At 70.8% G+C, this 23,219-nt stretch carries 22 protein-coding genes and 1 pseudogene; 12 read left to right on the top strand and 11 right to left on the bottom strand.

The features are described 5' to 3' along the window. Nucleotides 1–181 precede the first annotated feature (181 nt). The 3 genes from ASC56_RS13625 to ASC56_RS13615 all read left to right on the top strand — a co-directional run bounded on the left by ASC56_RS13625 (nucleotide 182) and on the right by ASC56_RS13615 (nucleotide 2,749). On the top strand, nucleotides 182–835 hold the full coding sequence (locus ASC56_RS13625) for a GntR family transcriptional regulator (protein WP_055491628.1): 654 nt from the start codon (nucleotides 182–184) through the stop codon (nucleotides 833–835). Nucleotides 836–848: 13 nt separating this feature from the next. After that, nucleotides 849–1,865, top strand: coding sequence for a 1-aminocyclopropane-1-carboxylate deaminase (locus tag ASC56_RS13620; RefSeq protein ID WP_055491627.1), 1,017 nt, complete (start codon nucleotides 849–851; stop codon nucleotides 1,863–1,865). 317 nt (nucleotides 1,866–2,182) lie between these two features. Beyond that, nucleotides 2,183–2,749, top strand: a complete 567-nt coding sequence (locus ASC56_RS13615) for a TetR/AcrR family transcriptional regulator (protein WP_055491626.1) — start codon at nucleotides 2,183–2,185, stop codon at nucleotides 2,747–2,749. 55 nt (nucleotides 2,750–2,804) lie between these two features. Here the strand turns inward: ASC56_RS13615 and ASC56_RS13610 are convergent, their stop codons facing one another. From ASC56_RS13610 to ASC56_RS13580, 7 genes are all read right to left on the bottom strand, one after another. Then, a complete protein-coding gene (locus ASC56_RS13610; protein WP_107309248.1) occupies nucleotides 2,805–4,007 on the bottom strand; it encodes a TerD family protein in 1,203 nt (400 codons plus the stop codon). A 125-nt stretch (nucleotides 4,008–4,132) separates the two neighbouring features. Next, nucleotides 4,133–5,122, bottom strand: coding sequence for a zinc-dependent alcohol dehydrogenase family protein (locus tag ASC56_RS13605; RefSeq protein WP_055491624.1), 990 nt, complete (start codon nucleotides 5,120–5,122; stop codon nucleotides 4,133–4,135). Then, nucleotides 5,119–5,964, bottom strand: a complete 846-nt coding sequence (locus ASC56_RS13600; protein ID WP_055491623.1) for a carbohydrate ABC transporter permease — start codon at nucleotides 5,962–5,964, stop codon at nucleotides 5,119–5,121. Before ASC56_RS13600 ends, ASC56_RS13605 begins: the two co-directional genes overlap by 4 nt. Continuing rightward, nucleotides 5,961–6,899 (bottom strand): carbohydrate ABC transporter permease, encoded by a 939-nt coding sequence (locus tag ASC56_RS13595; RefSeq protein WP_055491622.1) that lies wholly within the window; start codon nucleotides 6,897–6,899, stop codon nucleotides 5,961–5,963. Before ASC56_RS13595 ends, ASC56_RS13600 begins: the two co-directional genes overlap by 4 nt. Next, on the bottom strand, nucleotides 6,896–8,266 hold the full coding sequence (locus ASC56_RS13590; RefSeq protein WP_055491621.1) for a sugar ABC transporter substrate-binding protein: 1,371 nt from the start codon (nucleotides 8,264–8,266) through the stop codon (nucleotides 6,896–6,898). The genes ASC56_RS13595 and ASC56_RS13590 overlap by 4 nt, the downstream gene beginning before the upstream one ends. Nucleotides 8,267–8,416: 150 nt before the next feature. Continuing rightward, a complete protein-coding gene (locus ASC56_RS13585) occupies nucleotides 8,417–9,187 on the bottom strand; it encodes a DeoR/GlpR family DNA-binding transcription regulator (RefSeq protein WP_055491620.1) in 771 nt (256 codons plus the stop codon). 282 nt (nucleotides 9,188–9,469) lie between these two features. Further along, on the bottom strand, nucleotides 9,470–10,279 hold the full coding sequence (locus ASC56_RS13580) for an NAD(P)-dependent oxidoreductase (RefSeq protein ID WP_055491619.1): 810 nt from the start codon (nucleotides 10,277–10,279) through the stop codon (nucleotides 9,470–9,472). 255 nt (nucleotides 10,280–10,534) lie between these two features. Between ASC56_RS13580 and ASC56_RS13575 the strand changes: the two genes are divergently transcribed. From ASC56_RS13575 to ASC56_RS13540, 8 genes are all read left to right on the top strand, one after another. Then, a complete protein-coding gene (locus tag ASC56_RS13575) occupies nucleotides 10,535–11,476 on the top strand; it encodes a 5-dehydro-4-deoxyglucarate dehydratase (RefSeq protein ID WP_055491618.1) in 942 nt (313 codons plus the stop codon). After that, nucleotides 11,473–12,636, top strand: a complete 1,164-nt coding sequence (locus ASC56_RS13570) for a hypothetical protein (RefSeq protein ID WP_055491617.1) — start codon at nucleotides 11,473–11,475, stop codon at nucleotides 12,634–12,636. Before ASC56_RS13575 ends, ASC56_RS13570 begins: the two co-directional genes overlap by 4 nt. A gap of 291 nt (nucleotides 12,637–12,927) precedes the next feature. Then, the gene (locus tag ASC56_RS13565; protein WP_055491616.1) at nucleotides 12,928–13,350 is read left to right on the top strand and encodes a DUF6010 family protein; all 423 of its coding nucleotides are present in this window, start codon (nucleotides 12,928–12,930) and stop codon (nucleotides 13,348–13,350) included. Between the two features lie 104 nt (nucleotides 13,351–13,454). Next, nucleotides 13,455–14,042, top strand: coding sequence for a TIGR03086 family metal-binding protein (locus tag ASC56_RS13560; RefSeq protein WP_055491615.1), 588 nt, complete (start codon nucleotides 13,455–13,457; stop codon nucleotides 14,040–14,042). Between the two features lie 186 nt (nucleotides 14,043–14,228). Further along, on the top strand, nucleotides 14,229–14,891 hold the full coding sequence (locus ASC56_RS13555) for a GntR family transcriptional regulator (RefSeq protein WP_079102488.1): 663 nt from the start codon (nucleotides 14,229–14,231) through the stop codon (nucleotides 14,889–14,891). Further along, complete coding sequence (locus ASC56_RS13550; protein ID WP_055491613.1) at nucleotides 14,888–15,796, top strand: dihydrodipicolinate synthase family protein; 909 nt, start codon at nucleotides 14,888–14,890, stop codon at nucleotides 15,794–15,796. The genes ASC56_RS13555 and ASC56_RS13550 overlap by 4 nt, the downstream gene beginning before the upstream one ends. Then, nucleotides 15,793–17,514, top strand: a complete 1,722-nt coding sequence (gene araD / locus ASC56_RS13545) for an L-arabinonate dehydratase (RefSeq protein ID WP_055491921.1) — start codon at nucleotides 15,793–15,795, stop codon at nucleotides 17,512–17,514. Before ASC56_RS13550 ends, araD begins: the two co-directional genes overlap by 4 nt. Before the next feature lie 103 nt (nucleotides 17,515–17,617). Next, entirely contained in the window at nucleotides 17,618–18,412 is a 795-nt protein-coding gene (locus tag ASC56_RS13540; protein ID WP_055491612.1) for an HAD family acid phosphatase, read from the top strand. A 16-nt stretch (nucleotides 18,413–18,428) separates the two neighbouring features. Here the strand turns inward: ASC56_RS13540 and ASC56_RS40585 are convergent, their stop codons facing one another. Next, on the bottom strand, nucleotides 18,429–18,605 hold the full coding sequence (locus ASC56_RS40585) for a hypothetical protein (RefSeq protein WP_159039642.1): 177 nt from the start codon (nucleotides 18,603–18,605) through the stop codon (nucleotides 18,429–18,431). Between the two features lie 184 nt (nucleotides 18,606–18,789). Here ASC56_RS40585 and ASC56_RS13535 point away from each other — a divergent pair, with 184 nt between their 5' ends. Further along, on the top strand, nucleotides 18,790–20,241 hold the full coding sequence (locus ASC56_RS13535; RefSeq protein ID WP_055491611.1) for an NCS2 family permease: 1,452 nt from the start codon (nucleotides 18,790–18,792) through the stop codon (nucleotides 20,239–20,241). 55 nt (nucleotides 20,242–20,296) lie between these two features. Here ASC56_RS13535 and ASC56_RS13530 read toward each other — a convergent pair whose 3' ends face one another. From ASC56_RS13530 to ASC56_RS13525, 3 genes and pseudogenes are all read right to left on the bottom strand, one after another. Further along, nucleotides 20,297–21,745 carry a penicillin-binding protein 2 gene (locus tag ASC56_RS13530; protein ID WP_055491920.1) on the bottom strand — a complete coding sequence of 483 codons (1,449 nt, stop codon included), beginning with the start codon at nucleotides 21,743–21,745 and terminating at the stop codon, nucleotides 20,297–20,299. Nucleotides 21,746–21,831: 86 nt separating this feature from the next. After that, nucleotides 21,832–22,019, bottom strand: a pseudogene (locus tag ASC56_RS39640) (LuxR C-terminal-related transcriptional regulator); the annotation flags it as partial. Between the two features lie 322 nt (nucleotides 22,020–22,341). After that, nucleotides 22,342–23,115 carry an IclR family transcriptional regulator gene (locus ASC56_RS13525; RefSeq protein ID WP_055491610.1) on the bottom strand — a complete coding sequence of 258 codons (774 nt, stop codon included), beginning with the start codon at nucleotides 23,113–23,115 and terminating at the stop codon, nucleotides 22,342–22,344. Nucleotides 23,116–23,219: the final 104 nt, after the last annotated feature.

The raw sequence follows: 23,219 nt of genomic DNA, 5'->3' as shown, positions 1-23,219 counted from the left end.
CGCCTGGATCGGGCGCGCGTGCGGTGAGGATGGAGGCGCTCCAGCCGCCTGACGGGCCGCGCGAGTGACCGCCGCCCCGCTGATGTCCGTGTCTGGGCGCCCCAGGTGCGGGCCCCTGTCCGCGCTCCTCCTTCGCGCGCCTCTTGTCCGGACGTGCTCCTGATATCTAACATTTCAGTTCGTGGAGGCCATCCGACCCGTGCGCCGCACCCTGCTGCGGGACCGCGCGTACGAAGCGATCCGGGACGCCATCGTGGCCGGCGAGATCGAACCCGGCACGGTGGTGCGGGACACCGAGCTCGCGGAGCGGCTGGGGCTTTCCCGGGCACCCGTGCGCGAGGCCTTCTCGCGGCTCGTGGACGAGGGGCTCCTGGAGAGCAAGCCGCAGAGCCACACCCGGGTGACTCCGGTCGTGGCCGCCGACGTACGCGACGCCGCGGCCGTCGTCGGCGCCATGCACGAGTTGATCACGAGGGTCGCGGTGCCCCGGCTGCGCGGCGTGGACGTCGACGCGATGCGCGCGGCCAACGAGCGGTTCGCCGCCGCCGTGCGCACCGGTGACGTCGACGTGGCCCTGGCCGCCGACGACGAGCTGCATGGCGTTCTCGTGCGGGCCGACGGCAATCGGGCGGCCGCCGCGACCATCGCCCGCTACACGCCGCTCATCCGCCGTCTGGAGCGGCGACGCTTCGGCGAGGGCGGCACCTGCCGTTCGGCCGGGCTGCACGAGCGGCTGATCGAGGCCTGCGCCGACGGTGACGTGGACGAGGCGGTCCGCGTCACCGCTCGGATCTGGCGGGGCCTGGAGGAGCTCGCCGACGAAGACGCCCACTGACCGGGAGGTTCCCATGGCCCTTGCCTCGTACGAGCGTTACCCCCTGCTCTTCGGGCCCTCGCCCGTCCACCCTCTGGAGCGGCTCACCGAGCACCTCGGCGGTGCCTCGCTGTGGGCCAAGCGGGAGGACTGCAACTCCGGTATCGCGTACGGCGGGAACAAGACGCGCAAGCTGGAGTACCTGGTCGCGGACGCGCTCGCGAAGGGCTGTGACACGCTCGTCTCGATCGGCGGGGTGCAGTCCAACCACACGCGTCAGGTCGCCGCCGTCGCCGCCCGCGTGGGTCTGAAGTGCGTTCTCCTTCAGGAGAGTTGGGTGGAATGGCCCGACTCCGTGTACGACAAGGTCGGCAACATCCTCGTCAGCCGGCTTGCCGGGGCGGACGTACGGCTGGTCAGGGCCGGGTTCGGGATCGGCTTCAAGGAGAGCTGGGAGCAGGCGCTGCGGGAGGTCGAGGAGGCGGGCGGCACGCCGTACGCCATCCCCGCCGGCGCCTCCGACCACCCGCTCGGCGGCCTCGGGTTCGCCAACTGGGCGTATGAAGTCGTCGAGCAGGAGCGGGAGTCGGGCGTCTTCTTCGACACCGTGGTCGTGTGTTCCGTGACCGGTTCCACCCAGGCCGGGATGGTCGCGGGTTTCCGTGCGTTCGAGGAGGCGGGCGGGCGCCCGCGCCGGGTGATCGGCATCGACGCGTCGGCGGAGCCCGCCCGCACCCGGGAGCAGATCGCCCGGATCGCCCGCAACACCGGGCAGCTCATCGGTGTACGCAAGGAGCTGACGGAGGCGGACGTCGAGCTGGACGAGAGGTACCACGCGGGCACGTACGGCATCCCGGACGAGGCCACGCTGGAGGCGATGCGGCTGGCGGCCCGTACCGAGGGGATGGTCACCGACCCCGTGTACGAGGGGAAGTCGATGGCCGGGCTCGTCGACCTGGTCGCGCGCGGGGAGATCCGCCGGGACTCCACGGTCCTCTACGCACACCTGGGCGGGCAGCCCGCGCTGAACGCGTACAGTGCGCTCTTCTAGTGCTGTGGCCGGAAAGGTTTGCCGGGAAGCTCGCGGCGTCCGGTGCGGTGCATCGCAAGGCGGAGCGTCGCCCGCGTACTGGATGTACTCGGGCGATGCGACAACGCGGCGAGGTGCCGTGCCGGGCGTCGCGAGCCGGTGAACCTTTCCGGTCGCAGCACTAGGTGTCCCCGGACGGATGGTGCGGGCGGCGTGGAGGAACGGTGCGTGGGCGGCGCGAGCGCGGCCCACGGGGATGGCCGAGGTGACCGGGGACTGTCTCCACTCGATGCTCGATAAGGTGCCGGGAGGGTCCCCGGTTCGCAAGGAGTATCCGGATGTCGCAGGTCAAGCCCATGCGCGCGGACGCCCGGCGCAACTACGAGCGGTTGCTCAAGGCGGCGGCCGTCGCCTTCGCCGAGCATGGGGAGAACGCGTCGCTCGATGACATCGCGAAGCGGGCAGGGGTCGGATCCGGCACGCTGTACCGGCATTTCCCCACGCGTCAGGCCCTGTTGGAGGCGGCGTACGTCGACCGGATCGAGGAGATCGCCGCTCGGGCCGACGAGCTCGCAGAGGAACTGCCGCCGGGCGAGGCGCTGGTGGAGTGGCTGAACGAGCTCTGCGTCGGCACGATCCAGGTGCGCGGTCTGAAGGCCTTGCTGGGGTCGGCCGTCACGGACGGCAGTTCCGCCGCGGTCACGGCCTGCGGCACCTCGATGAAGGGGGCGGCGACACGCCTCGTGGAGGCGGCCCAGCAGGAGGGGACCCTGAGGGCGGACGTCGAGCCGATCGAGATCCTGCGGCTGGCACACGGGGTGGCCACGGCCTCGGAGCTGGCGAACGGCCAGGGCAAGCACCTGCGCCGCTATCTGTCCCTGCTGACGGAGGGCTTGCGGCCGTAGGGCGCCGGCCCCGCACCTGCGGGTCCCCAGCGACCCGCAGGTGCCGTACGACCGCCTACAGCGCTTCGGCGGCCGGCTTCACCATCCCCCTGACCGTGCGGGACTGCGCGAAGTCGCCCATCGCGGTCATGTCCCACTCTCCGGAGAACTGCCGGACGAGCTTGGCCATCATGACGCCCGTCTGCGGCTCCGCGTGCGTGAGGTCGAAGCGCACCAGTTCCTGGTCGGTCGCGGCGTCCACCAGGCGGCAGTACGCCTTGGCGACCTCCGTGAACTTCTGGCCGGAGAAGGAGTTCACGGTGAAGACCAGGCCCGTTACCTCCTGCGGAAGCCGTCCGAGGTCCACCGTGATGACCTCGTCGTCGCCCGCGCCCTCACCCGTGAGGTTGTCGCCCGAGTGCTTGATCGCGCCGTTCAGGATGGTGAGCTTGCCGAAGTAGCAGCTGTCGATGTGGTTGCGCTGCGGGCCGTACGCGATGACGGACGCGTCCAGGTCGATGTCCTTGCCGTGGAAGGCGGGTTCCCAGCCGAGGCCCATCCTGACCCGGGAGAGCAGCGGGCGGCCGCCCTTGACCAGGGAGACGGTCTGGTTCTTCTGAAGACTGACCCGGCCCTTGTCGAGGTTGATCTTCCCGGCGCCGGGTGCCGGGGCGGGAGGCATGGCGGGCGCCGGGGGAGCGGCCGGGGAGGGGGCGGCCGGGGAGGCGGCGGCCGGGGGCTGCGCCGGAGGCGGTGGCGCGGCGACGGGCTGCGCGGTCGCGGCCGGCTCCTCGACCGTGACGCCGAAGTCGGTGGCGATGCCCGCCAGACCGTTCGCATACCCCTGGCCGACGGCGCGCGCCTTCCACGCGCCGTTTCGCAGGTAGATCTCCACGACCACCAGAGCCGTCTCGGTGCCGAGCTGCGGGGGAGTGAACGTGGCCAGGATGCCGTTGTCGTCCGCGTTTCGGATGGTGGCCGTCGGCTCGATGCCCTGGAAGGTCTGGCCCGCGGCGTCGGGGCTGGCCGTGACGACGATCTTCTCGATGCCCGGAGGGACGGCCGTGGTGTCGACCGTGATCGAGTCGGGGTTCGTTCCGCCGCCGGAGCGGTAGGTGACGCCCGGGCCCATGGGCTGGTTGTAGAAGATGAAGTCGTCGTCGGAGCGCACCTTGCCGTCGGCGGTGAGCAGCAGGGCCGACACGTCGAGCCGCACCGGTGCGGCGACGTCGACCGTCACGCGGGTGGCTCCGAGGGGGATGTTCGAGCCAGGGGTCATAGCTGTCATGTGGAGGCTAACGAGCGGGGGCGCTTTACCGTTCCCTTACCTGGCAATCGAGTGCGGCGCCCCCGTCAGAAGGGCCCTGATCCAGTGATCCCAACCCCGCACAGACCCTTAGAGCTCTAAGGCACTACGACGATCTTCCTTCCCACACCCGCCGCGAACTGCTCCAGCGCCCGCGGGTAGTCCGTCAGCGGCAGGCGGTCGCTGATGAAGACCGCCGGATCCAGCACGCCCGTCGCGAACAGCTCCGCCGCGCGTTCGAAGCTGTGCAGGACCGCCATCGAACCGGTGATCGTGATCTCCTGGTTGTAGATCCGATACGGGTCGATCGTGACCCGCGTCGCGTAGTCCGCCACGCCGAACTGCAGGAAGGTGCCCGCCTTCGCGACCCGTCCGAGGCCGTCCTGGATCGCCGCCGCGTTGCCCGTGGCGTCCACCACCAGGTCCCAGCCCTGCGGGCGGTCCAGTTCGTCCGCGTTCGCCGCGGACCCGGCCACGCCCAGCCGCCGCGCGGTCTCCAGGCGCGCCGGGTTCACGTCCACCACCTCCACGCTCGCCGCGCCCGTCCGCTTCGCCAGCTCCAGCATCATCAGGCCCATCGTTCCGGAGCCGTAGATCAGGACATGCGCGCCGAGCTGGGACTTCAGCACGTCGTAGCCGCGTACGGCGCAGGACAGCGGTTCGATCAGCGCCGCGTCCTCGGTGCGGACGTGCTCAGGAAGCTTCACGCAGTTCGCCACCGGCGCCACCGCGAACTGCGCCGCCCCGCCGGCCGTGGTCACCCCGATCGCGGCCCACCGCTCACAGAGGTTGTTGTGGCCGGTACGGCAGTATCGGCACTCGTAGCAGTACAGCGACGGGTCCACGGCCACCCGGTCGCCGACCGACAGCTCGGTGACCTGGGTGCCCACCCCGACCACCTCGCCCGCGAACTCGTGCCCCGGCACGATCGGCAGCTTGGGCGCGAACTCGCCCTGGAGGATGTGCAGATCCGTACCGCACAGACCGCAGGCCGCGACCTCCACGACGACCTCACGGGGTCCGGGCGTCGGGTCCGGGACCTCCGAGACGACGGCCCGGCCCACGGACTCGATGACGGCGGCCTTCATTTCACGGCTCCCAACGACAGGCCCTGGACCAGCTTGTCCTGGGCGGCGAACCCCGCGGCGAGCACCGGCAGGGAGATGACGAGCGACGCGGCGCACACCTTCGCCAGGAACAGGCCCTGGCTGGTGATGAAGCCGGTGAGGAAGACGGGCGCGGTCTCCGCGACCACGCCCGTCAGCACCCGGGCGAAGAGCAGTTCGTTCCAGCTGAAGATGAAGCAGATCAGGGCCGTCGCGGCGATGCCGGGCAGCGCGATGGGGGCGACCACCCGTGCGAGGACCGTCGGCAGCCGGGCGCCGTCGAGTTGCGCCGCCTCGATCACCGCCACCGGGACCTCGGCGAGGAAGGACTGCATCATCCACACCGCGATCGGCAGGTTCATGGAGGTGTAGAGGATGACCAGCAGCCAGATGTTGTCCAGCATCCCGGCGTTCTTCGCGAACAGGTAGATCGGCAGCAGACCGGCCACGACGGGCAGCATCTTCGTGGACAGGAAGAAGAACAGGACGTCCGTCCACTTCTTCACCGGGCGGATGGAGAGCGCGTACGCCGCCGGAAGGGCCAGCAGCAGCACGCACAGCGTCGAGACCACCGACGCCACCGTCGAGTTGATCAGCGCCGGCCAGGGGCTCGCGCCGCCGCCCACGCCGAAGAAGTCACGGTAGCCGCCCAGCGTCAGGGCGGCCCCGAAGGACGGGGGGTTGGTCGCCGCGTCCGTCTCCGAGTGGAACGACGTCAGGGCCATCCAGGCGATGGGCAGGAAGAACAGCAGACCGACCAGCCAGGCCAGCAGACCCAGTCCCACTCCGCGGCGGTTGCGGATGCGTACGGCGACGGAGCTCATGCGCGGGACACCTCCTCGCGGAACAGGGACGACACCACGCGCAGGGCGAAGGTCGCGATGACGATCGAGCCGATGACGACCAGGACGCCGGCCGCCGAGGCGAGGCCGTTCTCGTGCGCCTGGTAGAAGCTCTGGTAGACGGTGTAAGGGAGGTTCGCGGTGCCGAGACCGCCCGAGGTGAGCGTGAACACCGCGTCGAAGTTCTGGACGATGTAGATCGAGCCCAGCAGGGCGCCGAGTTCGAGGTAGCGGCGCAGATGCGGGAGCGTGAGGTGGCGGAAGATCTGCCAGTCGCTCGCGCCGTCCACCCGCGCGGCCTCGATCTGCTGGTGGTCGCGGCTCTGCAGGCCCGCCAGCAGGATCAGCATCATGAACGGCGTCCACTGCCAGACCAGGGAGGCCTCGACCGCGAGCAGCGGGGTGTTCGAGATCCAATCGGGCTGGGGGCCGCCCACATAGTGCAGCAGCCCGTTGAACAGGCCGTATTCGGGGTTGTACAGCACATGCTTCCACAGCAGGGCCCCGGCGACGGGGACCACCAGGAAGGGGGCGATCAGCAGCGTGCGGACCAGGCCCCGGCCACGGAAGGGGCGGTCCAGCAGGAGCGCGAGGGCCAGCCCGAGGACCAGGCTGACCAGGACCACCGCGACCGTCAGCAGGACCGTCGTCCACACCGAGTGGCGCAGGTCGGGGTCGGTGAGGACCTGGTGGTAGTTGTCGACGCCGGTGAAGCGACGGGCCTTCGGGTACAGGGCGTTCCAGTGGAAGAACGAGATCACCAGCGTGGCCACGAACGGCAGCTGGGTCACGGCGATCATGAAGACCAGTGCGGGCAGGAGGGGGGCCCGGGTGGCCCAGGAGCGCAGGCGGTCCGAGGACCGGTGCGTGGTGCGTACGGGAGTCGCGGCCACGGGGGCCGTCGTCGTGGCGGTCATCGTCCCTCGTACTCCTTGGAGATCTGCTCGGCGAGCTTCTGGGACTTGTTCAGGGCCGCGTCGACGGACTGGCGTCCGGCGATGGCCGCGCTGATCTCCTGGGAGACCTTGGTGCCGAGGTCGGTGAACTCGGGGATGCCGACGAACTGGATGCCGGGCGCGGGGCGCGGCTGCACGCCGGGGTCGGTGGGCCGGGCGCCCTCGATGGCCTCACGGGTCATCTCCTGGAAGGAGGCCGCCTCCTTGCGGTAGGCCGCGTTCTCGTACGTGGAGGCGCGCTTGCCCGCAGGGACGTTCGCCCAGCCGCTGGTGGCGCCCACGAGCTGCTCGTACTGCTTACCGGACGCCCAGGAGACGAACTTCCACGCCTTGTCCGGGTTGCGGGACGCCTTCTGCATGCCCCAGGCCCAGGTGTAGAGCCAGCCGGAGTTCTGCGTCTTCTCCACCGGCGCGGGGGCGTAGCCGAGCTTGCCCTTGACCGGAGAGCCGGGCGCATCGAGGAGACCGGCCGCGGACGTGGCGTCGTACCACATGGCGACCTTGCCCTGGGTCATGTTGTTGAGGCACTCGGCGAACCCGGACTGCGCGGCGCCCGACTCGCCGTGCCCCCGGACCAGGTCCACATAGAACTTGGTCGCCTTCTGGAACTCGGGGGAGTCCAGACGCGCCTCCCAGCGCTTGTCGAACCAGGTGCCGCCGAAGGTGTTCACGACCGTCGTGAGCGGCGCCATCAGCTCACCCCAGCCGGGCAGACCGCGCAGACAGATGCCGCGCATCCCCGGCTTGGCGCCGTCCACCCGGGCGGCGAGGTCGGCCACCTGCTGCCAGGTGGGATGGGCGGGCATCGTCAGGCCCTTCTCGGCGAACACGTCCTTGCGGTACATCAGGAAGGAGGACTCGCCGTAGAACGGCTGCCCGTAGAGCTTGCCGTCGTCCCCGGACAGCGACTGGCGCATCGGCTTGAGGACGTCCTGTTCGTCATAGGCGCCGTCCTTGGCGACGTACGAGTCCATGTCGTGCAGCCAGCCGTTGCGGGCGTAGATCGGTATCTCGTAGTTGCTCAGGGTGGCGACGTCGTACTGGCCCGCCTGGTTGGCGAAGTCCTGGCTGATCTTGTCGCGGACGTCGTTCTCCGGCAGGACGGTGAAGTTCACCTTGATGCCGGTCTCCTTGGTGAAGTGGGCCGCGGTGAGCTTCTGCAGCTCCAGCATCTGCGGATTGTTGACCATCAGCACGTTGATGGAGTCGCCGCCGGAACCGGACCCGCCCGCTCCGACCCAGCAGCCGGAGAGAAGCGGGGCGAGCAGCGTCCCTGCGGCGGCCATGGCGAGCGCGGCTCGCGGCCTCCGTCGGCTGTGGGTGCGCATGGATCGCTCCTGGACGTATGAGGAGGTAGACGTATGAGGCTAGACGTATGGGGAGGTAGACGTATGGGGAGATAAGGGGCGCTCATGGGTGTGAGTGCCCCTGGGGGACCGGGTGGGGTGGTGGACGTGCCCGGACGGTCCCGGGCGGTGTCAGACGCGGATGACCTGGGGGCCCTGCAAGGAGTAGCGGTGTGCCTCGGACGCCGGGAGCAGTGTGCTCGTGACGATCGCCTCCAAGGCGTCGACCTCCGCGAACCGGCAGAAGCTCACCGCCCCGAACTTGGTGTGCACGCCCGCGAAGACCGTGCGGCGGGAGGCCCGGATCGCCTGGGCCTTGACCTCGCAGACCGCGGGGTCGGGCGTGGTCAGCCCGTGTTCCCGGGAGATGCCGTTGGCGCCGATGAACGCCAGGTCGATGACGAAGCCCGACAGCATCTTCGTCGTCCAGTGGTCGACGGTCGCGAGCGTGCCGGGCCGTACCCGGCCGCCCAGCAGCAGCACCGTGGTGTTCTCGGCCTCCGCGAGCGCGCCCGCGGAGGCCAGGGACGCGGTGACCACCGTCAGCGGACGGTCCCGGGGAAGTGCCTCGGCGATGAGCTGCGGGGTGAAGCCCTCGTCCACGAAGACGGTCTCGGCGTCTCCGAGCAGGTCGGCCGCCGCCGCCGCGATCCGGCGCTTCTCGGGTACCTGGCTGGTGGCGCGGAAGGCGAGGGTCGTCTCGAAGCCGGCGCTCTCCACGGGGTAGGCACCGCCATGCGTGCGGCGGATGAGGCCGTGGTCCTCCAGGGCGCGCAGATCGCGGCGTACGGTCTCCTTGGCGACGCCCAGTTCTGTGGCGAGCGTGGTGACGTCGACCGAGCCCGTGCGCCGGGCGGCCGTGACGATCTCACGCTGTCGGTCCTCCGCGGTCCTCGTCGTCATCGTCGCCTACCGCCTTCCGTGCTCTCGGGCGCGCCCCTGCGGCTCACGCGCTGTGCCCGTTCGGGCCCGATGCGGCCCATGGAGGAAGTTCTACAGCGGGTGTGCGGCGCTGACCAGGTCTGTTGCGCGCCCGAGTGTGCCCGATCCGGCCCGCATGGCCGAAAGCGCGCCCGTCGCGGACCTGCGGCGGAGCGGGACGGCCGGTGGGATCGGGCAGCTTCCGTGCCCGAAACGAGGGGCGGGCGGGCCCGTTCGGTGCCCGCCCGCCCCAATATCGTTCCGTCAGTACGGCCAGATCGGCGGGTCCGTGACGAAGTGGCCGCCCAGGCGGGCGTGAGCCGGGTTGTCCGGGTCCAGCCCGCCCTGCTCGGCGATCAGCTTCTCGGCGTAGGGCTCGGAGTCGTCCTGCGGCTCGTAGCCGAGCGCCCGGGCGGTCGTCAGGTCCCACCACAGCCGGGTGTTGTCGGACGAGCCGTACACCACGGTGTGCCCGACGTTCTCGGCGGTCAGGGCCGCGTGGAAGAGCCGGGCGCCGTCCTCGGGGCTCATCCAGACGGAGAGCATGCGGACGCTGGTCGGCTCCGGGAAGCAGGAGCCGATGCGCACGGAGACGGTCTCCAGGCCGTGCTTGTCCCAGTAGAGCTGGGCGAGGTCCTCGCCGAAGGACTTGGAGAGGCCGTAGAAGGTGTCGGGGCGGCGTGCGGTGTCGACCGGGATCAGCGGGTCGTCCCCCTGGGGGCGCGGGGTGAAGCCGACCGCGTGGTTCGACGACGCGAACACGATCCGGCGCACGCCCTCCTCGCGGGCGGCCTCGTACAGGTTGTACGTGCCCTCGATGTTCGCCTTCACGATCTTCTCGAAGGTGGACTCCAGGGAGATGCCCGCGAGGTGGATGATCGCGTCGACGCCCCGCACGGCCTCGCGCAGGGCCCCCCGGTCCGCGAGGTCCGCGATGATCGCGTCCGGCTCGCCCTCGATCGGCCTGAGGTCCAGGAGCCGCAGCTCGTAGCCGTACCGCGGCAGCAGCCCCCGCATCAGGGTGCCGAGGCCGCCGGCGGCGCCGGTGAGCAGGACGGTGCGGGAAGCGGGCATCCTCGGGTCTCCTTGAGTCCAGGCCGCATTCATGTACAGCATTCACATGTGTGGCCACGCTAGGAAGTGCCCGCCCGGCCCGTCAAGTGTCGCGTGGCGTCGCGAAATCCGCTCCCGAGTTGCCGGTTTGCGTGCTTGACCTGCCTTGTGGAGTCCCCTTAGCGTGAGCGCGTTCAGAGATATGGACGCGGATCAGAGACGTGCACTGGTGTGAGGAACCGGTCCGCGTGTGAGCGCCTGTTCAAGGGAGAGCCCGTGACGTCAGCCCCTCTCGCCGCTCGACTCAGTGTCCCCAGCGGGCCGCTGTTCTTCCCGGTGACCGCGTTCGCACCGGACGGCTCCATCGCCCTCGACGTCTACCGCGCGCACGTGCGCGCGGGGGTCGAGGCGGGCGCCGCCGCCGTCTTCCCGTGCTGCGGCACGGGCGAGTTCCACGCGCTCGCCCCCGAGGAGTTCGAGGCCTGCGTACAGGCCGCCGTCGAGGCGGCCGAGGGGCGGGTGCCGGTCGTGGCGGGCGCCGGATACGGGACCGCCCTCGCCGTGCGCTACGCGCGGCTCGCGGAGGGGGCGGGAGCCGACGGGCTGCTCGCCATGCCGCCCTACCTCGTGGTCGCCGGGCAGGAGGGGTTGCTGCGGCACTACCGGGAGCTGGTCGCGGCGACCTCGCTGCCCACCATCGTCTACCAGCGCGACAACGCCGTGTTCACCCCCGAGACCGTGGTCGAGCTGGCCCGGACCGACGGCGTCATCGGTCTCAAGGACGGGCTCGGCGACCTCGACCTGATGCAGCGCATCGTCAGCGCCGTACGCGGCGAGGTCCCGGGCGACTTCCTCTACTTCAACGGCCTGCCGACCGCCGAGCAGACCCAGCTCGCCTACCGCGGCATCGGCATCACGCTGTACTCGTCCGCCGTGTTCTGTTTCGTCCCGGAGCTCGCCCTCGCCTTCCACAGGGCGCTGGACCGCGGCGACGACCCCACCGTCCACCGGCTCCTCGACGGCTTCTACCGCCCGTTCGTCGAACTGCGCGCCCGGGGCCGCGGCTACGCCGTCTCGCTCGTCAAGGCCGGCGTACGGCTGCGCGGCCTCGACGTCGGAGAGGTGCGGCCGCCGCTGCAGGAGCCGGCCGAGGAGCACGTCAAACAGCTCGCCGAGCTCATCGACCGCGGCCACGCGCTGCTGCGGGAGGGCATGTGAGGGCGTCGGCGTTCGTCTACCCCTGGGACGTCAACGGGGATCTCCGGGCAGCGGACCGCATCGCCGCGCTGGGCGTGGACCAGGTGACACTGGCCTCCGCGTACCACTCCACGCGCGCCCTCACGCCCCGGCACCCGCGGCACCGCGTCGTGACGGCCGGCCACGCGGCCGTGCTCTACCCGGCGGACCGGCGCTGGAAGGGCCGGACGCTGCGGCCCGGCACGGCCGGGGGCTGGGCCCCGGGCGACGCGTTCGGCGAGGCGGCCGGGGCGCTCGCCGGTGCCGGACTGGAGGTGCACACCTGGGTCGTACTCGCGCACAACTCCCGCCTCGGCGAGGAGCACCCGGAGATCTCGGTGGTCAACGCCTACGGCGACCGCTACCCATGGGCGCCGTGCGTCGCGCAGCCCGGCACGCGCGCGTACCTCGTCGACCTCGCCGCCGAGGCGGCCGTGCGGCCGGGCGCGCGCGGCACCGAACTGGAGTCGCTCGGCTGGTACGGCCTGGCCCATCTGCAGGCGCACGACAAGATCGGCGGAGTGGCGCTCGGGGACGCCGGACAGTACCTGATGTCGCTGTGCTTCTGCGGGAGCTGCCGGGACGGTTACCGGGAACAGGGCCTGGACGCCGGGGAACTGGCGGCGGCGGTACGGGCCGCACTGGAGCCCGTGTGGCGCGGTGCGCCCTCCGGCGGCGGCTGGGCGGGAGTGGAGAAGCTCCTGGGCGACACCCTGGCGGCGGCCACGCGCGCGTGGCGTGACACGACCGCCCGCACGCTCCAGGAGGCGGCGGTGGCGGCGGTGCGCGCGGCTGCACCCACCGGCTTCCAGGTGCTGCTGCACGCGGATCCGGTGTCCTACCACTGCGGCGCCAACGTCGGCGTCGACCCCGAGCACATCCTGTCCGTCGCGGACGGAGTCGTGGTGCCCTGCACGGGCGGCGCGGGCCTGCTGACGCCGTTCGCCGAGCGGGGACACGACGGTGCCGTCCTCGCGGCCAACTTCAGCGTGGTCTCCGGGATGGGAGGCAGCCCGGCCACACTGCGGCAGGACGCGCGCGGGGCGGCGGACCTGGGCGCCGGAGAGCTGCGGCTGTATCACGCGGGGCTGGCGTCCGACGGCGACCTGGAGGCCGTACGGGAGGCCCTCGCGGCGCTGTGACACAGCGGCGCGATCGCGTTCGGCGCGAACATCAGGGTGCCGGCCGTGGCGGCCGTACGGCCCAGCAGCGGGCCGGGCGTCTCCCGCTGGTCATCGTGGTTCCAAGGCCCGGCTGCCGGGATGAGGCGGTTGCCGTGGATCCGCCGCGGGGGGCGCCGCGCCGGACGGAAATCCGTTGGAACCTGTCACTAACGCCCCTGGGGCGCGTGGGGCCAAGGGCCCTAGCGTGATGAGCCGTTCCCGCGGTGATCCGGACGCGCGCACTTCACGACCCCAGGAGAAGGCACCCGCATGCAGTACGTCATGCCGATCGTCATCGGCGCCCTCTACGCGTTCCTGATGTCCCTCCTGCGCGAACCGCACCGGCGGCGCCTCAACGCCGTCATGGTCGCCGGAGCGGGCGCCGCCTATCTCAGCGGCGGCGGCCTCGGCGGCTGGGAGTTCGCGTTCACCGCGCTCTGCACGTACGTCGCCTACCGGGGCCTGGAGTCCTGGACCTTCATCGGGATCGGCTGGCTGCTGCACACCGCGTGGGACGTCGTGCACCACCTCAAGGGCAGCCCCATCGTCCCCTTCCTCCACGACTCGTCCCTGGGCTGCGCGATCTGCGACCCGGTGATCGCGCTGTGGTGTCTGCGGGGCGGGCCCTCGCTGCGTGACCTGGTGCGCGGCGGGCGGCGCCCCGCGACCGTCCGGGACCGGACGGCCGCCTGAGCGGGACGGACGGCCCCTGAGCGGACCCAGTGGCAGGCGTGCGGGCGATGAGTTTCGCGGACGCCGACGGTCTTCCTTCCAGAGAGAAGACTCCGGAGGAGAACATGACCGACACGATTGTCGACCTGGGACCGCAGACGCTGATCGTCGCCCGGCTCGCGGCCGGGGTCCGCGACGGGCAGCTCACGGACGTGACGCCCTGTCCGGGGTGCGCCGTGCGCAACATGCTGGGCCATCTGCTCGGCCTCGCGGCCGCCTTCCGGGACGCCGGACGCAAGGATCTCGGCGTCACCACGGACACCAGCCCGAACGCCGCGGTGCCGGACATCGGGCCCGGCTGGCGCGAGGAACTGCCCAAGGTGCTGGACGAACTGGCCGAGGCCTGGCGCGACCCGGCGGCCTGGACCGGCGAGACCCGGGCGGGCGGCGTGCCCCTGCCGGGCGCGGTCGCGGGCGCCGTCGCGGTCGACGAACTGGTGATCCACGGCTGGGACCTGGCCCGCGCCACCGGCCAGGACTACGAGCCCGACCCGGCCGCTCTCGAGGCGGCGCACGGCTTCCTCCTGGCGGCGGCCGACGAACCGAACCGCCCCCAGGGTCTCTTCGGCCCGGTGGTGCCGGTCCCGGCGGACGCGCCGCTTCTGGACCGCGCGGTCGGCTTGAGCGGCCGTGATCCCGGTTGGAGGCCATAGCCGGCTGCGGTGGAGCGGGGCGGGCGGCACCTCCACGCGAGGGACTTCGCCTTCCTTTGTCAGAAGCGTTGACGAAACACATGCGCGCTCCTACCTTCGTCGCGTCGTACTTCATACGTCATATATGAGACGCGATACGTGAGATCCGGTACGTGAGATCCGGTACGAGACATCCGAGAGGCGCGCATGACCTCTGTGCCGACGCCGATCCCCTCCCGCACACAGTTCGTGCTGGAGGGGATCAAACACCGCATCCTCACCGGGCAGCTGACGCCCGGTCAGGCCCTGGTCGAAGCCGAACTCGCCGCACAGTTCGGGGTGTCGAAGACCCCCGTCCGCGAGGCGCTCAAGACCCTGGCCGGCACCGGGCTCGTCGTGATGAGCCAGTACAAGGGCGTCACGGTGCGCATGGTGGACGCGGACATGGCACGCGAGGTCTACGACGTGCGCCTGCTGCTGGAGCCCGAGGCGCTGCGCCGCTCGGTGCGCCGCGGCGCCTCCCTGGACGCCGCGCGCGACGCGTTGCACCGCGCGGACGCGGCCACGGACACCGCCGAACGTGCCCTGGCCAACCGGGAGTTCCACCGCGCCCTGTACCTGCCGTGCGGCAATCCGCTGCTCGGCCGGATGCTCGACGACGTCCGCGACCAGGCCGCCCTCGTCTCCGCTGTCGCCTGGGCCGCCGATCCCTCCTGGGAGCGGGAGGCCACCGAACACCGGGCGATCCTGCGGCTCGCCCTGGAGGGTGATGCCGACGGCGCGGCCGGCGCCCTGCACGCCCACATCGAGTCGTTCGTGCGGCGGGCCTTCCCCGCGGCCGACGCCCAGGGAGAGGACGGTCAGGCATGACCACGACGTTCGAGGACCAGCGGGCGGCCCTGGCCGACGTGGTGGCGATCCCGGTGACCCCGTTCGCCGAGGACGGCACCATCGACCGGGACGCCCACCGGGCCCTGCTGCGGCGGCTGCTCGACGGCGGGATCAGGACCCTGACACCGGGCGGCAACACCGGCGAGTTCTACGCCCTCACCCCCGAAGAGCGCCGCCTCGTCTCGGAGTTGACCGTGCAGGAGGCCCGGGAGCGGGCCGCGATCCTCGTCGGTGTGGGGCACGACGTGCCCACCGCCGTCGCCTCCGCCCGGCACGCCCGTGAGCTGGGCGCCGGCATGGTGATGGTCCACCAGCCCGTGCATCCCTACGTCTCGGCGGGCGGCTGGGTCGACTACCACCGGGCCGTCGCCGAGGCCGTGCCCGAGCTGGGCGTGGTGCCCTACATCCGTAACGCACAGCTGCCCGGCGCCCGGCTCGCCGAGCTCGCCGACCACTGCCCGAACGTCATCGGCGTGAAGTACGCCGTCCCGGACGCCGCCCGCTTCGCCGCCTTCGCCAGGGACGCCGGGCTGGAGCGCTTCGCCTGGGTCGCGGGACTCGCCGAGCCGTACGCCCCCTCGTACTTCTCGGCGGGCGCCACCGGCTTCACCTCCGGACTCGTGAACGTCGCCCCGGCCGTCTCGCTGAACATGATCGAAGCGCTTCGAGCGGGGGACTATCCGGCCGCCATGAAGATCTGGGAGCAGATCCGCCGCTTCGAGGAACTGCGAGCGGCGGACGGCTCCGCCAACAACGTCGCCGTCGTCAAGGAGGCCCTCGCCTCGCTCGGGCTGTGCCGCCGCGACGTACGCCCGCCGAGCAAGCCGCTGCCGACCGAGGAGCGCGCCGAGGTCGCCGCCATCGCCGCCGGGTGGTCGACATGAAGAAGCCCGAAGAGCTCAGAAGCCACCAGTGGTACGGCACGGACGGGCTGCGCTCCTTCAGCCACCGGGCCCGCACCCGCCAGCTCGGCTATCTCCCCGAGGAGCACCTGGGCAAGCCCGTCATCGCCCTCCTCAACCCCTGGTCCGACATCAACCCCTGCCACGTCCACCTCCGCGACCGCGCCCAGGCCGTGAAGCGGGGCGTGTGGCAGGCCGGTGGCTTCCCGCTGGAGTTCCCGGTCTCCACGCTGAGCGAGACCTTCCAGAAGCCGACCCCGATGCTCTACCGCAACCTGCTCGCCATGGAGGCCGAGGAGCTGCTGCGCTCGTACCCGGTCGACGGGGCCGTGCTGATGGGAGGCTGCGACAAGTCCACGCCCGCACTGCTGATGGGCGCCGCCTCCGTCGACCTGCCCACCGTCTTCGTGCCCGCCGGGCCCATGCTGCCGGGCCACTGGCGCACCGAGGTCCTCGGCTCCGGCACCGACATGTGGAAGTACTGGGACGACAGGCGCGCCGGGCTCATCGGCGACTGCGAGATGGCGGAGCTGGAGAGCGGCCTCGCCCGTTCGCCGGGGCACTGCATGACCATGGGTACGGCGTCCACCCTGACGGCCGCCGCCGAGGCGCTCGGCGTCACCGTGCCCGGCGCGTCCAGCATCCCCGCAGTCGACTCCGGGCACGAGCGCATGGCCGCGGCGTCCGGCCTGCGGATCGTCGAACTCGTCCACCGGGACCGCAGACTGAGCGACATCCTCACCCGCGAGGCCTTCGAGGACGCGGTGCTGACGGTTCTCGGGCTCGGCGGCTCGACCAACGCGGTCATCCATCTGATCGCCATGGCCGGCCGGGCCGGTGTCCGGCTCACGCTCGACGACTTCGACCGCATCGCCCGGACGGTCCCCGTGCTCGCCAACGTCCGCCCCGGTGGCGAGCGATACCTCATGGAGGACTTCCATTTCGCGGGCGGCCTTCCCGGGTTCCTGTCCCGGCTCACGGACCTGTTGCACCTGGACCGGCCGACGGTGTCGTACGACACCCTGCGCGAGCAGATCGCGGGCGCCCGGGTGCACGACGACGACGTCATCCGGCCCCGCGGCAACCCGGTCGCGCGGGAGGGCGGAGTCGCCGTCCTGCGCGGCAACCTCTGCCCGGACGGCGCCGTCATCAAGCACATCACCGCCGAGCCGCACCTGCTCAAGCACACCGGCCCGGCGGTCGTCTTCGACGACTACAGGACGATGCAGCGGACCATCGACGACCCCGGCCTGGGCATCACCGCGGACAGCGTCCTGGTGCTGCGCGGCGCCGGTCCCAAGGGCGGCCCGGGCATGCCCGAGTACGGGATGCTGCCCATCCCCGACCACCTGCTCAAGCAGGGTGTGCGGGACATGGTGCGGATCTCCGACGCCCGGATGAGCGGCACGAGTTACGGCGCGTGCGTGCTGCACGTGGCGCCGGAGTCGTACATCGGCGGGCCGCTGGCGCTCGTACGGACCGGGGACACCATCACGCTCGACGTCGAGGCGCGCACCCTGCGGCTGAACGTGGACGACGAGGAGTTGGAGCGCCGCCGGGCGCAGTGGACGCCGCCGCCCGCGCGGTACGAGCGCGGCTACGGCGTGCTCTACAACGCACAGATCACCCAGGCGGACACCGGCTGCGACTTCGAGTTCCTGGCCCGGCCGGGCCAGGTGCCCGACCCGTACGCGGGCTGAGGGCGCCCCGCCGGGGCCGCTCGGCCCGTTGTACCGGCCGAGAAGGTCTCGATCGGGCAACGGGCCTCGCGCTCGGGGTGGTGACGCGCGTAGAAATCCTGTCATGCATAAGCCACTTCGCATCGCGGCCCTCGCCGCCGCCTGTGCCGTCGCCGGTGGGGTCCTGTACGGCGCCGGCGCGGCCACCGCCGGTCAGTCGACAGCGAACTCCACCCACGAGCCCTACAACATCGGGCTCCTGGTCAAGGACATCGACACCTATTACGGCACCACGCTCGACAGCAACGGCGTGTACCAGGCGTCCCCGGACAGCCCCTACGCCAAGGACCTGGCGCGCATCGAGGCGGACGCCAGGCGCTACATCGACAGGGCGGCCCGCAAGGCGCACCACCACGGCGAGAAGCCCGCGGTCATGTTCGACATCGACGACACGCTGCTGCTCAGCCTCGACTACGAGAAGAGGACCAACTACACGTACAACTCGGCCACCTGGGCCGAGTACGTGGCCAAGGCGGACCGTCCGTCCGTCCCCGGCACCCCCGCTCTCGTCCAGTACGCCAAGGACAAGGGCGTAGAGGTCTTCTACAACTCCGGCCTCAAGGAGTCGCAGCGCTCCGCCGCCGTCCAGAACCTGAAGAAGGCCGGCGCCGACGTCAACCTCGACGCCGACCACATGTTCCTCAAGGACGCCGCCAACCCGCCGTCCTACCTGAAGGACTGCGCCACCCCGGGCACCTGGACCTGCACGACCGTGCAGTACAAGTCCGGCACCCGCAAGCACGTCGAGTCCCTCGGGTACGACATCATCGCCAACTTCGGCGACCAGTACTCGGACCTCGAAGGGGGTTACGCCGACAAGACGTACAAGCTCCCCAACCCGACGTACTTCGTCGGTTAGCCGGTAAGAGGGCCGGTCAGCAAGGGCGCCCGTCCCTTACGGGCCCGATCGGCTCCAGGGTCGGCACCACCGGCTCGGTGATCCCGTCCGCCGCGAACCGCAGGCGGTCGATCGTCGTCTCCCGGTGCGTGCCGTCCCCGCCCCGCCCACCGGGTACGTCGATCGATGCGGGCGGGAGGAGGCCCAGCGACACTTTCGCTTCTGGAGATCATTCCGGGCGCGATCCGGAAGCGCAGCAGTGTCCGTACAGGTCCTCGAACGTCGTATGGCAGGCCGAACTCGATTCCGTAACACGGAGAAAACCTGAAACCGGTTCACCGCGGGAACAATCCAGCCAGCATCCCGCACCGGTTCATCAGGCAACGAGGAGTATCGCCATGTCCGACACGCAGAAGGCGGCCGACCGGTCAACTGCCGCTCCCCCCGCGGTGAACGGGGTCGACCGGTACTTCAGGATCTCCGAACGGGGCTCCACCCTCGGCCGTGAGATACGCGGCGGCTTCGCCACGTTCTTCACCATGGCCTACATCCTTGTCCTGAATCCGATCATCCTGGGCAGCGCCAAGGACAAGTTCGGCCACCAGCTCGACACGGGCCAACTGGTCACCGCCACCGCCCTGGTGGCCTGTGTCATGACGATCGTCATGGGCGTCGGCGGCAATCTGCCACTCGCCATCGCCGCGGGCCTCGGCCTCAACGCGGTCGTCGCCTTCCAGCTGGCCCCGCTGATGAGCTGGGCCGACGCCATGGGCCTCGTGGTCATCGAGGGCATCCTGATCTGCGTCCTGGTCCTCACCGGACTACGGGAGGCGATCATGAACGCCATCCCGCAGCAGCTCAAGCAGGCCATCGGCGTCGGTATCGGTCTCTTCATCGCCTTCATCGGCTTCGTCGACGCCGGGTTCGTCAGCCGTATCCCGGACGCGGCGAACACCACCGTGCCGGTGCAGTTGGGCGCCGTCGGCCGGCTGACCGGCTGGCCCGTGCTGGTGTTCTGCCTGGGTGTGCTGCTGACCATCGCGCTGCTCGCGCGCAGAGTGAAGGGGGCGATCCTGATCAGCATCGTGACCATGACCGTGGTCGCGATCCTCATCAACGCCGCCGCCGACGTCAAGAGCTGGGGCCTGACCACCCCGAAGGTGCCCGACAAGCTCGTGGCCACCCCCGACTTCGGACTCGTCGGTCACTTCAGCCTGTTCGGCGCCTTCGGGAAGACCGGGGCGCTCACCGTGGTCCTGCTGGTCTTCACCCTGATCCTGTCGGACTTCTTCGACGCCATGGGCACCATCGTCGGCATCAGCGCGGAAGCCGGACTGCTCGACGAGGACGGCAAGGTGCCGGGCATCGGCCGCGTCCTGTTCATCGACGGCGCCGCCGCGGTGGCCGGCGGTGTCGCCTCCGGCTCGTCCAACACCGCCTACATCGAGTCCGCGGCCGGGGTCGGTGAGGGGGCCCGCACCGGGTTCGCCAATCTGGTCACCGGCGGCCTCTTCGGCCTCGCGCTCTTCCTCAGCCCGCTGCTGACCATCGTCCCGCTCCAGGCCGCCGCACCGGCCCTGATCGCGGTCGGCTTCCTGATGATGACCCACGTCAAGCACATCGACTGGGACCGGTACGAGATCGCCATCCCGGCGTTCCTGACCATCGCCGCGATGCCGTTCACGTACTCGATCACCGACGGCATCGGCGCCGGATTCCTGTCGTACGTCGTCATCAAGGCGGTCCTCCGCAAGGCCAAGGAGGTCCACTGGCTGCTGTGGGGCGTGTCGGCGCTGTTCCTGGTGTACTTCGCGATCGACCCGGTGGAGCAGATCCTCGGGGTGAAGTGAGCTCCCGGGGACAACCCCGACAGGGTTGTCCCCGGTGGGGTTGTCCCCGCTGGGCCTAGTTCTTCAGCGCCGCCTGCATCATGGCCCTCGCCACCGGCGCGGCCAGCCCGTTGCCGCTGACCTCCGAGCGCGCCGCGTCCGACTGCTCGACCATCACCGCGACGGCGACCTCCTTGCCGTTGCCGCCGGACTTCGCGTACGACGTGAACCAGGCGTAGGGCGTCTTGCTGTTGTTCTCCCCGTGCTGGGCCGTGCCCGTCTTGCCGCCCACGGTGACGCCCGGTATCTGCGCGTTGGTACCCGTGCCCTGCTGGACGACCGTCTGCATCGCCGACTGCAACTGCGCCGCGGTCGAGGAGCTGACGATCTGCCGCGAGCCGGGCTTGTCGTAGTTCTGCAGCACATCGCCGTTGCCGTCGCTGATCTGCGACACCATGTGCGGCGAGACGAGCCTGCCGCCGTTGGCTATGGCCGCCGACACCAGGGCCATCTGCAGCGGGGTGGCGGTGACGTCGAACTGGCCGATGCCGGTCAGCGCCGTCTGCGCCCGGTCCATCCCCGACGGGTACACGCTCGGGTACGCCCGCATGGGCACGTCCTGCGCCTGGTCGTTGAAGCCGAACTTCTCGGCCGTCGCCTTCACCTTGTCCTGGCCGAGGTCGACGGCCAGCTTCGCGAAGACGTTGTTGCAGGAGTACTGCAGTGCGGTACGGAGCGGGGCGTTCACGCAAGGTGCGTTCGGGTTCTCGTTCGACAGCGTCCGGGTGGTGCCCGGCAGCGTGTACGGGTCGGGGCTCCTGGTGGGCTCGTCAACCGACGAGTACAGCCCGTTCTCCAGCGCGGCCGCCGCCACCACCAGCTTGAACGTCGAGCCCGGCGGCAGCGGCTGGCGCAGCGCGCGGTTGGTCATCGGCTGGGCGGGGTCCTGGGTCAGCCGCTGCCAGGCGGTGCTGTCGCCGGCACTGAGCGTCGTCGGGTCGTACGACGGGGTGGAGACGGACGCGAGGATCCTGCCCGTGGTCGGGTCGATCGCGACGGCCCCGCCCTTCTTCCCGCCAAGGGCGTCGTACGCCGCCTTCTGCACGGCCGGGTCGATCGTCGTGACCACGTCTCCCGGCTTGGCCTGCTGACCGGTGAGGGCGCCGAACGGGTTCTTCAGTCGGCTGTCGGTGCCGTCGAGGAGGTTCTGGTACACGCCCTCCAGCTGGGTCGTGCCGTAGACCTGCGAGCTGTAACCCGTGACGGCCGCGTACAGCTTGCCGTTCCTGTACGTGCGCTTGTACTTCAGGTCACCGCTCGTCGTCTGCGCGGAACCGGTGATCGCGCTGCCGGACACGATGATGTTGCCCAGCGGCTGTGCGTACGTCTTGATCGTCCGGCGTCGGTTGTTCTGGTCGTCCGCGAGCGCCTTGCCGTCGTAGAACTGCACCCAGGTCGCCCTGCCCAGCAGAGCGAGCACGAGCAGCAGCACGAAGACGGAAGCTCGCCTGATCGTCTTGTTCATCCTGCTCGGGAGGACGAACGGGAAGGAGCGAATCGTTCCCATCCGCGCCGGTTTCTCACCGGACCTTCATGAACCGGGCCGGGCCGCCCGACCTCCATGCGCCGGGCGATCTCCGCGTCGGTGAGCCCGGCGGCCATGTGCCGCAGCACCTCCCGCTCCCGGCCTGTGAGCTTCGCCACCCAGGCCGGACGGGCGGCCGCACGGCCGACGGGAACAGCGGGCCCTCGGTGCGCGCCACCAGCCGTACCGCCTGGACGAGCGTGTCCGCGTCGGAGCCGACGGGAGCGGCGCGGTCGACGAGACGGGCGCGGGTCGAGGGGACGGGCGCGGGTCGAGGAGACGGGCGCGGGTCATCGCGTCGGGAACGTGTGGCCGGGTCATGCGCCCACGCTCCCGCGCGCGCTCCTCCGGGCACCTCCCGCACGACGACGATCCGCCTCCGCCGGACGGGGCAGACGCGAAGGGGCCGACGCCGAGCGGTACCGCCGGCCGCCGCCCGACTCGGCTCGGGGCGCGCCCTCACCCCTCCAGCGTCAGCACGACCTCGTCGATCGTGAACGCGGCCATCCGGAGGGCTTCCGCGCGACCTCCATGCCTCACAGCCTCCGGGTCGCCAGGGTGAGACGATCCCGCGCGTCGAACAGCGCGTCCTTGATCATCTGTTCGTGCGCCGGGGTCAGCCGGGCCACCGGCACCGAGCAGCTGATCGCGTCGCGGGCCGGGGTGCGGTAAGGGATGGCGACGCCGAAGCAGCGCAGGCCCAGCGTGTTCTCCTCGCGGTCGACGGCGAAGCCCTGCTCGCGGACCTGGTGCAGCTCCTCGATGAGCTTCTCCCGGTCGGTGATGGTGTGTTCGGTCAGCGCCGGCAGCGTCGCCGGCAGCATCTTGCGGACCTGCTCGTCGGTGTACGTGCTCAGCAGCGCCTTGCCCAGCGACGTCGAGTGCGCCGGCAGCCGGCGGCCGACCCGGGTGAAGGGGCGCAGGTAGTGCTGCGACTGGCGGGTCGCCAGGTACACCACGTTGGTGCCGTCCAGCCGCGCCAGGTGGATCGTCTCCGTCGTGTCGTCCGACAGCCGGTCCAGCGTGGGGCGGGCCGCCGCGACCACCTCGTCGCCGTCGATGTACGAGGTGCCGACCAGCAGCGCCCGCACGCCGATGCCGTACCGCGTGCCCGTCGCGTCGGTCTCCACCCAGCCGAGCTCGACGAGCGTGCGCAACAGCATGTACAGGCTGGACTTGGGGTAGCCCACCGCCTCCTGCACGGCGGCCAGGGAGTGCATACCGGGGCGGCCGGCGAAGTACTCGAGCAACTCAACCGTCCGCACCGCGGACTTGACCTGCGCTCCGCCGCCTGTCTCGCCTGCCGACATCGCCCTTGACCCCTTCGTTCGACGGCAAATAGTCTCCGAGCAGCACATTCATCATCAGAGACAGCGTTCAGTATATCGAACATGCCTGGTGGATGACCTACGAA

It is taken from the genome of Streptomyces sp. TP-A0356 (assembly GCF_001417775.1).
Classification (GTDB): domain Bacteria; phylum Actinomycetota; class Actinomycetes; order Streptomycetales; family Streptomycetaceae; genus Streptomyces.
Note: the sequence above shows the minus strand (reverse complement) of the source record. Positions and strands in the feature narration are given on the sequence as shown.